This window comes from Pseudomonas sp. H1_F01 (assembly GCF_054681425.1).
On sequence record NZ_CP162823.1, the window covers coordinates 1295547 to 1308304 of the forward strand.

At 62.1% G+C, this 12758-nt stretch carries 12 protein-coding genes; 4 read left to right on the forward strand and 8 right to left on the reverse strand.

All coding sequences use genetic code 11. The features are described from left to right. Positions 1 to 9: 9 nt before the first annotated feature. The 5 genes from AB4O09_RS05975 to AB4O09_RS05995 form a co-directional block, all read right to left on the reverse strand. Complete coding sequence (locus AB4O09_RS05975) at positions 10 to 783, reverse strand: SDR family NAD(P)-dependent oxidoreductase (RefSeq protein WP_003205512.1); 774 nt, start codon at positions 781 to 783, stop codon at positions 10 to 12. A 123-nt stretch (positions 784 to 906) separates the two neighbouring features. After that, complete coding sequence (phrB, locus tag AB4O09_RS05980; RefSeq protein ID WP_460108007.1) at positions 907 to 2358, reverse strand: deoxyribodipyrimidine photo-lyase; 1452 nt, start codon at positions 2356 to 2358, stop codon at positions 907 to 909. Positions 2359 to 2370: 12 nt separating this feature from the next. Beyond that, complete coding sequence (locus tag AB4O09_RS05985) at positions 2371 to 3318, reverse strand: MerR family transcriptional regulator (protein ID WP_460108009.1); 948 nt, start codon at positions 3316 to 3318, stop codon at positions 2371 to 2373. Beyond that, positions 3318 to 4280 carry a YbgA family protein gene (locus tag AB4O09_RS05990; protein ID WP_003205508.1) on the reverse strand — a complete coding sequence of 321 codons (963 nt, stop codon included), beginning with the start codon at positions 4278 to 4280 and terminating at the stop codon, positions 3318 to 3320. The genes AB4O09_RS05985 and AB4O09_RS05990 overlap by 1 nt, the downstream gene beginning before the upstream one ends. Before the next feature lie 173 nt (positions 4281 to 4453). After that, on the reverse strand, positions 4454 to 5440 hold the full coding sequence (locus AB4O09_RS05995; RefSeq protein WP_013694206.1) for an NAD(P)/FAD-dependent oxidoreductase: 987 nt from the start codon (positions 5438 to 5440) through the stop codon (positions 4454 to 4456). A 196-nt stretch (positions 5441 to 5636) separates the two neighbouring features. Between AB4O09_RS05995 and AB4O09_RS06000 the strand changes: the two genes are divergently transcribed. Together AB4O09_RS06000 and hemH are read left to right on the forward strand one after the other, a co-directional pair. After that, positions 5637 to 6536 (forward strand): TIGR01777 family oxidoreductase, encoded by a 900-nt coding sequence (locus tag AB4O09_RS06000; protein WP_003205506.1) that lies wholly within the window; start codon positions 5637 to 5639, stop codon positions 6534 to 6536. 13 nt (positions 6537 to 6549) lie between these two features. Continuing rightward, on the forward strand, positions 6550 to 7575 hold the full coding sequence (gene hemH / locus AB4O09_RS06005; protein WP_460108012.1) for a ferrochelatase: 1026 nt from the start codon (positions 6550 to 6552) through the stop codon (positions 7573 to 7575). 124 nt (positions 7576 to 7699) lie between these two features. Here the strand turns inward: hemH and AB4O09_RS06010 are convergent, their stop codons facing one another. Both AB4O09_RS06010 and upp read right to left on the reverse strand, forming a co-directional pair. After that, positions 7700 to 8974: a uracil-xanthine permease family protein gene (locus AB4O09_RS06010; protein WP_013694204.1), complete on the reverse strand. Its 1275-nt coding sequence runs from the start codon at positions 8972 to 8974 to the stop codon at positions 7700 to 7702. A gap of 2 nt (positions 8975 to 8976) precedes the next feature. Then, positions 8977 to 9615, reverse strand: a complete 639-nt coding sequence (gene upp / locus AB4O09_RS06015; RefSeq protein WP_003185330.1) for a uracil phosphoribosyltransferase — start codon at positions 9613 to 9615, stop codon at positions 8977 to 8979. Positions 9616 to 9779: 164 nt separating this feature from the next. Between upp and AB4O09_RS06020 the strand changes: the two genes are divergently transcribed. Next, positions 9780 to 10337, forward strand: coding sequence for a hypoxanthine-guanine phosphoribosyltransferase (locus AB4O09_RS06020; RefSeq protein ID WP_003205500.1), 558 nt, complete (start codon positions 9780 to 9782; stop codon positions 10335 to 10337). A 3-nt stretch (positions 10338 to 10340) separates the two neighbouring features. Next, complete coding sequence (locus AB4O09_RS06025; protein WP_003205499.1) at positions 10341 to 10814, forward strand: WbuC family cupin fold metalloprotein; 474 nt, start codon at positions 10341 to 10343, stop codon at positions 10812 to 10814. Between the two features lie 165 nt (positions 10815 to 10979). Here the strand turns inward: AB4O09_RS06025 and dauA are convergent, their stop codons facing one another. Beyond that, positions 10980 to 12722 carry a C4-dicarboxylic acid transporter DauA gene (dauA, locus tag AB4O09_RS06030; protein ID WP_003205497.1) on the reverse strand — a complete coding sequence of 581 codons (1743 nt, stop codon included), beginning with the start codon at positions 12720 to 12722 and terminating at the stop codon, positions 10980 to 10982. Positions 12723 to 12758 lie beyond the last annotated feature (36 nt).

Sequence of the window (12758 nt, forward strand, 5' to 3'; positions counted from 1 at the left end):
ATCGGCGGCTCAGGGTTGTCCCTTGATCGGATAGCCGTTTTTCGCCTGGGATGAGCCGATATCGGTTGGCAGGGTTTCGGTCGACGAAGGCAAAGGCCAGAGTGCGGTCATGGAGGCAATGGGAAGCGCAACTTCTCGCGGGCGCTCGACCAACTGATCCAGCACATGCCGCGCTGTTTCGTCCGCCGACCAGTGAATCGGGGTTTGGAAGCAATCGTCGGGCCCCAGCAATGGGCCGTCGTAGCCAGGGTGTACCAACGTCACATCGACACCCGCGCACGCCAAGTCTGCCCGAGCCGATTCGAACAGATGACGCATCCCGCTGCCACCCGTTTCTATTTGCGAAGGCGGCAGGTAAGTCGCCGGGCTGGCAATGCCCACCAGATGAGGTTCGGTCCCGGCGCGCAACAAGGGCATGGCCACTTCGAGGCAGAAACTGGCAGCCAGCAGATTGCTGCGCACGATATGCTCGATCAATGTGTGATCAGCCGGCTGCCCGTCAACGTACTCAGCCGTCCCGGCATTGACGATCACCTGATCCAGGGCGCCCCATTGACGGGCGATCTGTTCGCCGATCTCGCGCACGGCCTGGCTGTCGGTCAAATTGCCGGGCACGCTTAGCACTTGTCCTGGATAACGTACCGAAAGGGTTTCGCATGATCGGGTCGAGCGCGAACTGACGGCCAGGTATGCACCTGTCTCCAGTATCGCCTCAGCCAACGAAGCGCCGATTCCGTTGCCAGCCCCGGTGAGCCAATAGCGCCGTGGCAGTCTTAGACCCATTCCCTACTCCTTTCGATTGGACAGCGCACTGATACGTAGCTTTTCAGTAGAGTCCGTACGACTAGTAAGACTATATGTTATCGGATAAACAATGCATCCCGCTGGCTGGCAATTTCTTGTTCGCTAATCGCCCATCCCCTCAACGGTCGCGTCCTGTCGTGCTGGCAGGTTTCTGAACGCTGCCAGCGCACGCGCCCTGGATTGCCTCAAGTCGACAATCGGTGCCGGATAATCCACGGCGCCAAACAAGCCGCCCTGGGTATTTGGGCTATGGACCTGTTGCTTGTCCAGATCGTTCAGTTCAGGTAGCCAGCGTTTGATGAACAGGCCCTCGCGGTCGAATTTTTCCGACTGGCTCAACGGGTTGAAGATACGGAACCAGGGCGCGGAATCGGTGCCGGTGGAGGCGCTCCACTGCCAGCCGCCATTGTTGGCGGCCAGGTCGCCGTCGATCAGGTGCTGCATGAAAAAGCGCTCGCCTTCGCGCCAATCGATCAACAGGTTCTTGGTCAGGAACATGGCTACGACCATCCGCAAGCGGTTGTGCATCCAACCGGTCTCCAGCAATTGACGCATGGCTGCATCGATAATCGGCAGGCCGGTGCGTGCTTGCTTCCAGGCTTCCAATTCTGCGGGGGCCTTGCGCCATGCCAGCGCCTCGGTTTCCGGGCGAAACGCACGATGGCGCGACACGCGTGGATAGCCCACGAGAATGTGTTTATAAAACTCGCGCCAGAGCAATTCATTGATCCAGGTCACAGCACCGGCACTTCCGCTCTCGAATTCACCTTGGTTGGCTTGCAGCGCGGCGTGCAGGCACTGACGTGGCGACACCACGCCGGCCACCAGATAGGCCGAGAGCTGGCTGGTGCCGGGTCTGGCGGGATAATCCCGTTCGCCTTGGTAATCGTCGATGTGCTGGTCGACAAAGGTGTCCAGGCGCCGACGGGCTTCGGTTTCCCCGGCGGGCCAGAGGGCGCGTAGCGCTTCGCTGGGCGGGGCGAACCCATCGACTTGCGTCGGCACCGGGTCGCGGGCAATGCCGGTGAGGGCCTGCCGGGCCGGCGTGGCGACCAGGCTCGGCAATGAAAAGTGCAGACGGCTGTAGCAGACCTTGCGGAACTGACTGAACACTTGGAGGTAATTGCCGGTCTTGGTCAGCACGCTACCGGGCTTGAACAGCAATTGATCGAGGTGGCTGTGAAATTCAACGCCCTGGTCATTCAACACGCGGGCGACTTCGGCGTCGCGTCGCGTTTCATTCAGGCCGTACTCTTCGTTGACATGCACGGCGCCGACGTTCAGTTCGCGACACAGCTTGAGTAGTACCTGCGGGGCCTGGTGCCAATGCGCAGCGGCGCGGATCAGCAGTGGGATGTTCAATTCGGCCAGGGTCGCACTCAACGCGCCGAGGTTGCGCAGCCAGAAATCGATCTTGCACGGTGCGTCGTCATGGGCACGCCATTGTTCGGGGCTGGTCAGGTACACCGCCACGCAGGGGCCTTGGGCTGCCGCAGCCGCGAGGGCGGTATTGTCGTGCAGGCGCAAGTCGCTGCGCAGCCAGATCAGTTGCATGCTGTCTTCCATTTAAAGGAGTTCTCGGCGACTCAGTTCGCGGTGAGCCGATAACGGGTCTTCGGCCCAGGACACGTCAATCATCGACACGCCTGTGGATAACCTGGCGTGGTGGATCGACGCGGCCGGGCCGGCAATGACGATCGGGCAATCGATTCCACCCAGCAGCCTGGGCAGTTGGGACAGGTTGAGGGCGTGACTGGAATACAGCAGGACGCCGCGGGCCTTGAGGCGCTCGACCGCCAGGGCCAGTTCGCCGGCCGGTAGCGGGCTGTCGAACACTTCCACCGGGCAGTCGGCGCTGCTGGCCAGCCAGGCGGTGAGCCACAGGTGCGGCTCCTGGGGCGAGTCCGAATGATTGACCAGTAACAGTGGCGCGCCGCGCAACTGACGGTTGTTGTGGTAGATCCGGCTGCCGAACTTGCTGCGCAGCCACGAGTAGAGGAAGACCCGTTCCAGCTGCGCACCGAACTGGCCTTGCCAGCGCTGGTGCAGCTCGGCCAGCAACGGCAAGAGCAACTGGTCGCACACGGTCCAGGGCGGGTACAGCGCCATCGCCTGGTTGACCAGGTCATCGATCTGGCGCTCGGCCAGTTGCGTCACCGCCAGCACCAGGGTGTGGCGCTGACGCTGCCAGTCATTCTCCGGCACCTGTGTGGGTTCGGTCGGTGGCTGCGGTGTGTCCAGCAAAGGCTTGATCTTGCTCACCGCAACGCCACGGTCGATCCAGGTGAGAATGCTCAGGATCCGTTGCACATGGTCGGCATTGAACAGCCGGTGCCCCTTGGGCGTGCGGTGCGGCACGATCAGGCCGTAACGGCGTTCCCAGGCTCGCAGCGTGACGGCGTTGACACCGGTTTGCCGGGCGACCTCGCGTATGGGCAGCCAGCCTTGTGCCAAGGCCTTGGCAAAGTCGGCCCCCAGGTCTTCGCTGGCGCTGGAGTCGGTTTCGCTCTTCATCAAATAGCGTTTCGCAAGCTGAGGTTTTCCGGGTGCGGTTGCAGGTAGACCTGCTGCGCCAGGTAAGGATCGGGATGCTGGCGCAAGTGATGCTTGAGCAACGTCAGTGGCACCACCAAGGGCACGATGCCGAGGCGGTATTGCCCGATCAGATGCTGTACTTCCTGCTTGTCCTCGGCGTCGATGGCGCGCTTGAGGTAACCGCTCAGGTGTTGCAGCACGTTGGTGTGGGTGCGGCGGGTGGCGCATTTCTTCAAGGCGGCCATCAATGCGCTGAAGTAGCGTGGGCCCAACTCATTGGGGTCGGCCTTGCCCATGTTGCCCAGCAAATTGCCCAGGGCCTTGTATTGCACCGGGTTGTGGGCCATCAGCAGGTATTTGTAGCGCGAGTGAAATTCGATCAGGTCGCGACGGGTCAGGTCCTGGCGGCGCAAGGGTTGCCAGGCGGCATAGGCAAACACCCGGGTCAGGAAGTTCTCGCGCAGTACCGGGTCGTTGAGACGACCGTCTTCCTCCACCGGCAGGTCGGGGTGGCGTTCGCAGAAGGCCTGGGCATAGATGCCGCGCCCGCCGCCATCCTGGGTCACGCCGTTGTGGTCGTAGACCTTGACCCGCTCCAGTCCGCAGGACGGCGATTTCTGCATGAAGATGTAGCCGCAGATGTCATCCAGTTCCCCGGCCATTTGCTGCCCGTAGTCGGCCAGTGGCCGGGTCACGTTGAGGTCGCGATTCACGGTGCCGAGCGCCTCGGGATGTTCGGGGTCGCCCACCAGGCGAATCGGCTCCCGGGGGATACCCAGGCCGATGGCGACTTCGGGGCACACCGGCACGAAATCGAAATAGTCGACGAGGGTGCGGCTGCACAACTGCGATTGCTTGTGCCCGCCATTAAAGCGAACTTCAGCACCCATCAGGCAGGCGCTGATGGCGATTCTGGGTTTGGCGATGGCTGTGCTGGGCATAGGCGACCTCTGATTGCTAAATCTTGTACAGTTTTGTATTTCTGTACAATATTTTCATCATAGGTCCGAACGGGCACAAGTCAACCGGATTGTGTGGCGAGGCGACCTCAATCTGTGTCGCAGGCAGGCTGCTGTCTCTTTCGACAGCAGCGGATAGCGATGGGTGACGCGCTTTACTGCAGGCTTGCATGCAGGCGGCGTGCAGCCTCCTGGCCGCTGAGCCATGCGCCTTCGACCCGGCCGGACAGGCACCAGTCGCCGCACACGTACAGGCCCAGGTCGGCATCGGCCAGCGCGCCCCATTCGTGGTTGCCGGCAGGGCGGGCGTAGAGCCAGCGATGGGCCACGCTGAAGCTCGGTGCGGGCATCGCGCTGTGCAGCAGTTCGGCGAAGGCGCCGTGCAGGTGTTCGATCACGGCTTCCTTGGACAGGTCGATGTGTTGCCGGCTCCAGTCGCTGGTGGCGTGCAGTATCCAGGTGTCGAGCGTGTTGTCGCGCCCCGGCTTGCTGCGGTTGCGCGCCAGCCAGTCCAGGGGACTGTCCTGTAGGAAGCAGCCTTCCATGGGTGTATCCAGCGGTGTTTCGAAGGCCAGCGCCACGGCCCAGGTCGGGTCCATCTTCACCCCGGCGGCCACTGCGGCCAGCTTCGGTACGGCCGCCAGCAATGCGGTGGCCTGGGGCGCGGGCGTGGCGATCACCACCTGGCCAAAGGGGCCGTGGGTGAAACCTTCGGCGTCCTGCAAATGCCAGTGTTCCTGGCCGCGGTACACCTCGGTGATCCGGCAGGAAAACTGCACCTGCAACTTGTCGAGCAGGGCGCGGGTGATAGCGCTCATGCGCGGCGTGCCGACCCAGCGGGTCTGTTCATCCGGCGATGGGCTCAGTTGTCCGTTCTGGAAGTTGTAGAGTTGCGGGTTCCATTCCGCCGCCCAGCCGTTTGTTTGCCAGCGCTGGACCTCCGTGACAAAACGGCGATCGCGGGCGGTGAAGTATTGCGCGCCCATGTCCAATGCGCCGGCATCGCTGCGTTTGCTCGACATGCGTCCGCCGCTGCCGTGGCTTTTATCGAAGAGTTGAACGATATGCCCGGCCTCCGTCAGGGCCTGGGCGGCTGAAAGTCCGGCGATGCCGGTGCCGATGATTGCGATAGGTACAGTCATGAGGGCCTCGTTTACCTTTCTGTACAGGCTACGCCGTCGTTTAAACCTGTACAATTCGGGTTTTTGGTATAAGTTTTACCGTTCGCGTTTGGACAGCTTGTCCTATTGTTAAACACAGACCCTGTCCAATACGAAAAATCCCTGCTTATAAAAATAGACTAATGGGCCGGGTAAAACGCGATGCGAGGAACATCTCATGCACATATTGCTGACCGGCGGTACTGGTTTGATCGGACGTCAGCTCTGCCGCCTCTGGTTGGGGCAGGGACATCGCTTGACGGTATGGAGTCGCCGACCCGAAGAAGTGGCGAAAATCTGTGGGGCAGATGTGCGAGGCGTTGCCCGGCTCGATGAAATTGTCGAGCCGGTGGACGCGGTGGTCAACCTCGCGGGAGCGCCGATTGCCGACCGGCCCTGGAGCCACAAACGCAAGATGTTGTTGTGGAGCAGTCGCATCACGTTGACGGAAGTTTTGCTGGCGTGGCTGGAGCGATGCGAGCAGAAACCGCAGGTATTGATTTCCGGTTCCGCGGTGGGCTGGTATGGCGACGGTGGCGAGCGTGAGTTGACCGAGGAATCGGGGCCGGTGAGCGAAGATTTCGCCAGCCAGTTGTGTATCGCCTGGGAAGAAACCGCGCAACGAGCCGAGGCGTTGGGCATACGCGTGGTGCTGGTTCGTACCGGCCTGGTCATGTCTGCCGAGGGCGGCTTTTTGTCGCGGCTGCTGCTGCCGTTCAAACTGGCGCTGGGCGGGCGTATCGGCAATGGTCGGCAGTGGATGCCGTGGATTCATATTGACGATCAAATCGCCCTGATTGATTTTCTTCTGCACCGCTTTGATGCCCGCGGTCCTTATAATGCGTGCGCTCCGAACCCGGTGCGCAACCGCGATTTTGCCAAGGCCCTGGGGCATGTATTGCATCGGCCAGCCGTGGTGCCGATGCCGGAACTTGTGTTGAAAGTCGCGTTGGGGGAGTTGTCATTGCTGTTGCTCGGCGGCCAGCGCGCCACGCCGGCCCGATTGCAGGCGGCGGGTTTCACATTCCGGTTCACTGATTTGCCTGCGGCCCTGGAAGACTTGTCCAGCCGCCTTTGAAATAGGACGTTGCATGACCGATCACGCGTTGCTTCTGGTGAATCTGGGTTCGCCTGCCTCCACTTCGGTGGCCGATGTGCGCCGCTACCTCAATCAATTCCTGATGGATCCGTATGTCATCGACCTGCCATGGCCGGTGCGGCGCTTGCTGGTGTCGCTGATCCTGATCAAGCGTCCCGAGCAGTCGGCCCATGCCTACGCCTCGATCTGGTGGGAGGAGGGTTCGCCGCTGGTGGTGCTCAGCCGCCGGCTGCAACAGGCCATGACCGCGCAGTGGACCCGGGGCCCGGTAGAGCTGGCAATGCGTTATGGCGAGCCGTCCATTGAATCGGCATTGGTGCGGCTGGCGAGCCAGGGTCATAAGAAGATCACGTTGGCGCCGTTGTACCCGCAGTTCGCCGACAGCACCGTGACCACGGTGATCGAGGAGGCCAAGCGGGTCGTGCGGAAAAAGAAACTCGATGTGCAGTTCTCGATTCTCCAACCGTTCTACGATCAGCCCGAATACGTCGACGCCCTGGTGGCCAGCGCCAAGCCGTACCTGATACAGGAACACGATCATCTGTTGTTGAGTTTCCACGGCTTGCCGGAGCGACACCTGACCAAGCTCGACCCTACGGGGTTTCATTGCTTCAAGGATGCCGACTGCTGCAAGAACGCGCCGCCGGAAGTCATGGCGACCTGTTACCGCGCGCAATGCATTCGCACTGCCGAGCTGTTCGCCCAGCGCATGGGGCTCAAGGATGGTCAGTGGTCGGTGTCGTTCCAGTCGCGATTGGGACGGGCCAAGTGGATCGAACCCTACACCGAGGCGCGCTTGGAGGAATTGGCTAAAAGCGGCGTGAAGAAAGTGTTGGTGATGTGCCCGGCGTTCGTGGCCGACTGCATTGAAACCCTGGAGGAAATCGGCGATCGCGGCCGCGAGCAGTTCCGCGAGGCGGGGGGAGAAGAGTTGGTGTTGGTGCCTTGCCTCAATGATGAGGCGCAGTGGGCGCAGGCGTTGAGTACCCTCTGCGAACGGGCGCCGATAGCTCTGTAAACCTCGAAAAGCATCGCGGGCAAGCCTTGCTCCCACAGATTTTGTCTTGACCATTCAAGCATGGTCCACTCAAAACCTGTGGGAGCAAGGCTTGCCCGCGATGACAATAGTGCAGGCGGTGAATCTACAGCAGCGGCTCATCCGCCTGCTTCTGCTTCCAGCTGTCATTGCCCGGCAGCAGCAGGTTCAACGCGATCGCCACCACCGCGCACAGCGCGATGCCTTTGAGGCCGAAGTCGTCCGGCCCAGTGCCGGTGCCCACCAGTACACCGCCGATGCCGAACACCAGCGTGACCGAAACGATCACCAGATTGCGCGCCTCGCCCAGGTCGATCTTGTGGCGGATCAAAGTGTTCATGCCCACCGCCGCAATCGAACCGAACAACAGGCACAGGATCCCGCCCATCACCGGCACCGGGATGCTTTGCAGCAGCGCGCCGAACTTGCCGATGAATGCCAGGCTGATGGCAAAGATCGCCGCCCAGGTCATGATCTTCGGGTTGTAGTTCTTGGTCAGCATCACCGCGCCAGTCACCTCGGCGTAGGTGGTGTTGGGCGGGCCGCCGAACAGGCCGGCGGCGGTGGTGGCAATGCCGTCACCGAGCAGTGTGCGGTGCAGGCCGGGTTTTTTCAGGTAGTCGCGACCGGTCACGCTGCCCACGGCTATCACGCCGCCGATGTGCTCGATGGCCGGTGCCAGCGCTACCGGTACGATGAACAGGATCGCCTGCCAATTGAACTCCGGTGCGGTGAAGTTCGGCAGGGCGAACCACGGCGCGGCGGCGATTTTCGCGGTGTCCACGACGCCGAAGAAAAACGCCATGGCAAAGCCCACCAACACCCCGGAAATGATCGGCACCAGGCGGAAGATGCCTTTGCCGAACACCGCCACGATCAGGGTGGTAAGCAGGGCTGGCATCGAAATCAGCATCGCGGTTTGATAATGAATCAGCTCGGTACCGTCGCCGGCCTTGCCCATCGCCATGTTGGCGGCAATCGGTGCCATGGCCAGGCCGATGGAGATGATCACCGGGCCAATCACCACCGGCGGCAGCAGCCGGTCGATGAACCCGGTGCCCTTGATCTTCACCGCCAGGCCAAGAAAGGTGTAGACGAAACCTGCCGCCATCACGCCGCCCATGGTCGCGGCCAGGCCGAACTGGCCCTTGGCGAGGATGATCGGGGTAATGAAGGCAAAGCTCGAAGCCAGGAACACCGGCACCTGGCGCCCGGTGACGATTTGGAACAGGATCGTTCCCAGGCCGGCCGTGAACAGCGCCACGTTAGGGTCCAGCCCGGTGATCAGCGGCATCAATACCAGCGCGCCGAAGGCGACGAACAGCATCTGCGCGCCGGACAGCACCTGGCGCCAGAGCGGATCGTTGAACTCATCCTGCATGCTCAAGCGTCCTTCTGCTTGGTGCCGAAGATCTTGTCGCCGGCATCGCCCAGGCCCGGGATGATGTAGCCGTGTTCGTTGAGTTTCTGATCGATGGACGCGGTGTAGATGGTCACGTCCGGGTGGGCATCCTGCACGGCCTTGATGCCTTCGGGAGCGGCGACCAGCACCATGGCGCGGATGTCCCGGCAGCCGGCCTTTTTCAACAGGTCGATGGTGGCGACCATGGAGCTGCCGGTGGCGAGCATCGGGTCAATGATCATCGCCAGGCGCTCGTCGATTTCCGGCACCAGTTTTTCCAGGTAGGTGTGCGCCTGCAGGGTCTGCTCGTTGCGAGCCACGCCCACGGCGCTGACCTTGGCCCCCGGGATCAGGCTCAGCACGCCCTCGAGCATGCCGATGCCGGCGCGCAGGATCGGCACCACGGTGATCTTCTTTCCGGCGATTTTCTCGACCTGGACCGTGCCGGCCCAACCGTCGATTTCATAGGACTCCAGCGGCAGGTCCTTGGTGGCCTCGTAAGTGAGCAGGGCACCGACTTCCTGGGCGAGTTCACGGAAGTTCTTCGTGCTAATGTCAGCGCGGCGCATCAGGCCGAGTTTGTGTCTGATCAGCGGATGGCGGATCTCGAGGATGGGCATGGGGAAGGCTCCGGCGGCGGGCAAAAAAACCGGCCTAGATTAATCTATCCGAGGGTGTTGTCCTATAGACAATACAGAACGTTAGTCCACAAACGCTTGATCTGGCCGGGCGGGATGCGTACCTTTGCCGGTTTTTCCGAACCCTGCCACCCTTGGAGAGCGCCATGTCCGCTGATCTCGAGCATATCCGTCAAATCATGCGAGAGGCTGACTGCCTGTACACCGAAGCCGAAGTCGAAGCGGCCATCGCCCGTGTCGGTGCGCAAATCAACGACCAACTGGCTGATGCCAACCCGGTGGTGTTCTGTGTCATGAACGGCGGGCTGATTTTCTCCGGCAAACTGCTGACCTACCTGAACTTCCCCCTGGAAGCGTCCTACTTGCACGCGACGCGTTATCGCAACGAAACCAGCGGCGGCGACCTGTTCTGGAAAGCCAAGCCGGAAGTCTCGTTCATCGACCGCGACGTGCTGATCATCGACGACATCCTCGACGAAGGTCACACCTTGGGCGCGATCATCGACTTCTGCAAACACGCCGGTGCCCGCGCCGTGCACACCGCCGTGCTGATCGACAAGGACCATGACCGCAAGGCGCGTCCTGACTTGAAAGCCGATTTCGTCGGCCTGCCGTGCATCGACCGCTACATCTTCGGCTATGGCATGGACTACAAAGGTTACTGGCGCAACGCCAATGGCATTTTCGCCGTTAAAGGAATGTAATCGATGACCCGGCCAAGCTTTCTGGATCATGCACTGTTCGATGAATTGGCCGAAAAAGCTGCGGCCAGTCCTCGCGGACGGCAGCACCATAACTTCCATGAGATGGATGAGCCGTGCCACCGCATGGCGGTGGGCTTGCAGCCTTCGACCTACATCCCGCCGCACCGCCACCTGAGCGCCGACAAGGCGGAAACCTTGCTGGTGCTCAAGGGCCGGCTGGGGGTGTTGATTTTCGATGAAACCGGTGCGGTGGTGGACAAGCGCATCCTGCAGGCCGGTGGCGATTGCCTCGGCGTCGACCTGCCGGCCGGCGTGTATCACGGTTTGGTGGTGCTGGAAGCCGACAGCCTGATGTTCGAATGCAAGGCCGGCCCCTACCGGCCCGTAGGCGAGGGCGAACTGGCCCACTGGGCGCCCCGTGAAGGCGAGCCCGGCGTGGCGCAATACCACGCCTGGATGCGCGCCCAGTTCGACTAGTACTCCGTAGCGAGGAGCTGGTTCCCGAGGGTGGGAACCAGCTTGCTCGCGATAGCGGAGTGTCGGATTACCTGGGTGTCGGACGTACCGCCGTCATCGCGAGCAAGCTCGCTCCCACAGTTTTTGGCATTCGCCCCTGGCGCCAGCCAGCCCCCTCGCCACGGTTCAGGCAAGGCTGGAACGAGCGGTGCTACCAGCAGCCAGCCATTGCTCGCTCTTGACCCGCGCCTGCTCCAGGGTCTGCACATACGCCAATTGCCGCTGCTCGCGATGAATACCGGCACGGCGCAGCTTCAGGCGCACCCTTGGCGCCGTCGCGACCAGGATCAGGCCGATGCCCTGTTTGCGGTAATCCTTCAGGACGTTTTCAAACGCAGCCAGCGCAGTCATGTCCAGCATGGGCACGGCGCTCATTTCCACCACCACCACGCGCACCCCCGGATCGAACTTGCGCAGCACGTCCAGGGCTTTTTCTGCCGCGCCGAAGAACAGCGGCCCACGAATTGCGTAGCAGCGCACATGCTCGGGCATGTCCAGCAGCGCCTGGTGGAAGTGGCGCGGCAGTTCGGCGCTGTCGGTCAGTTCGCTCATGCGCTTGATGAACAGCCCGGCGGCCAGCAGCAGGCCGACGGCGACGGCCATGACCATGTCGAACAGGACGGTCAGGCTAAGGCAGGTCAGCAGCACCAGTACGTCGCTGCGCGGTGCGATGCGCAAGGTATGCAGCACGTGTCCGGCTTCGCTCATGTTCCAGGCCACTATCACCAGTAGCGCCGCCAGGGCAGCCATTGGCAGGTAGCTGAACAAGGGCGCCAGCAGCACCATCGCCAGCAGCACCACAAGGCTGTGAATGATCGCGGCCAGCGGTGAAGAGGCGCCGCTGCGCACATTGGTCGCGCTGCGGGCAATGGCCGCCGTGGCGGTGATACCGCCAAACAGCGGCGCCACGAGATTGCCCAGGCCTTGGCCGATCAGTTCTGCGTTGGGGTCGTGCTTGCTGCCGGTCATGCCATCCGCCACCACGGCGCACAACAGCGACTCGATGGCGCCAAGCATGGCAATGGCGAAGGCCGGGCCCAGCAATTGGCGGATCAGGTCATAGGAAAGCGTCAAGGGATGCCCCTGGCCATCAGGCAGGTTCCATGGCCACTCGAAGCTTGGTAAAAACGGCGGGATACCGGGGTGGCTGATGCCATCGACCACGTAGCTGAAACGCTCACCCAATGTCGCCACCGGCCAACCGCCGCGCTCCAGCGCCAGTCCCAATAGCGCCCCGACCAGCAAGGCAACCAAATGCCCGGGAACCCGCGGTACCCAGCGTGGCCAGGCAATCAACACCGCCAGGCACGTGACGCCGATGATGCCATCGCCGAGCCGGGCACTGGGCAGTGCCATGATCAGTTCGCCCAACTGTTCGATGTAGTGCTTGGCTTGCCCGATGGTGGTCAGCCCCAGCAGATCCTTGAGTTGCAAGGTGGCGATGACCACGCCGATCCCGGCGGTAAAGCCAAGGATCACCGGGTAGGGGATGTATTGGATCAGCCGTCCGGCGCGCATCAATCCCAAGGTGATGAGGATCAGGCCGGCGAGCATGGTGCACAACAACAAGCCGCCGAGGCCGTATTGTTGAGTGATGGGCAGCAGGATCACCACGAACGCCGCCGTCGGCCCGCTGACGTTGAAGCGCGAGCCGCCAGTGAGGGCGATCAAGGGCGCGGCCACCAACACCGTGTACAAGCCATGTTGCGGCGGCACGCCAACGGCAATCGCCAGGGCCATGGCCAGTGGGATGGCGATGATGCCGACGGTCAGCCCGGCCACCAGGTCGCCACGCAGGCGTTCAAGGGTGTAACCGGCGCGCCAGGCCTGACGCCAGGCGGCAAACAACGGTGGGGCGGAGAAAGACATGAATACTCCTTGAAGGTGGGGCTGGCACTGGCCCTA

Coding starts and splice junctions, on each gene's coding strand:
- AB4O09_RS05975 (WP_003205512.1), bottom strand. CDS start 783: ATGGGTCTAAGACTGCCACGGCGCTATTGGCTCACCGGGGCTGGCAAC.
- phrB (WP_460108007.1), bottom strand. CDS start 2,358: ATGCAACTGATCTGGCTGCGCAGCGACTTGCGCCTGCACGACAATACC.
- AB4O09_RS05985 (WP_460108009.1), bottom strand. CDS start 3,318: ATGAAGAGCGAAACCGACTCCAGCGCCAGCGAAGACCTGGGGGCCGAC.
- AB4O09_RS05990 (WP_003205508.1), bottom strand. CDS start 4,280: ATGCCCAGCACAGCCATCGCCAAACCCAGAATCGCCATCAGCGCCTGC.
- AB4O09_RS05995 (WP_013694206.1), bottom strand. CDS start 5,440: ATGACTGTACCTATCGCAATCATCGGCACCGGCATCGCCGGACTTTCA.
- AB4O09_RS06000 (WP_003205506.1), top strand. CDS start 5,637: ATGCACATATTGCTGACCGGCGGTACTGGTTTGATCGGACGTCAGCTC.
- hemH (WP_460108012.1), top strand. CDS start 6,550: ATGACCGATCACGCGTTGCTTCTGGTGAATCTGGGTTCGCCTGCCTCC.
- AB4O09_RS06010 (WP_013694204.1), bottom strand. CDS start 8,974: ATGCAGGATGAGTTCAACGATCCGCTCTGGCGCCAGGTGCTGTCCGGC.
- upp (WP_003185330.1), bottom strand. CDS start 9,615: ATGCCCATCCTCGAGATCCGCCATCCGCTGATCAGACACAAACTCGGC.
- AB4O09_RS06020 (WP_003205500.1), top strand. CDS start 9,780: ATGTCCGCTGATCTCGAGCATATCCGTCAAATCATGCGAGAGGCTGAC.
- AB4O09_RS06025 (WP_003205499.1), top strand. CDS start 10,341: ATGACCCGGCCAAGCTTTCTGGATCATGCACTGTTCGATGAATTGGCC.
- dauA (WP_003205497.1), bottom strand. CDS start 12,722: ATGTCTTTCTCCGCCCCACCGTTGTTTGCCGCCTGGCGTCAGGCCTGG.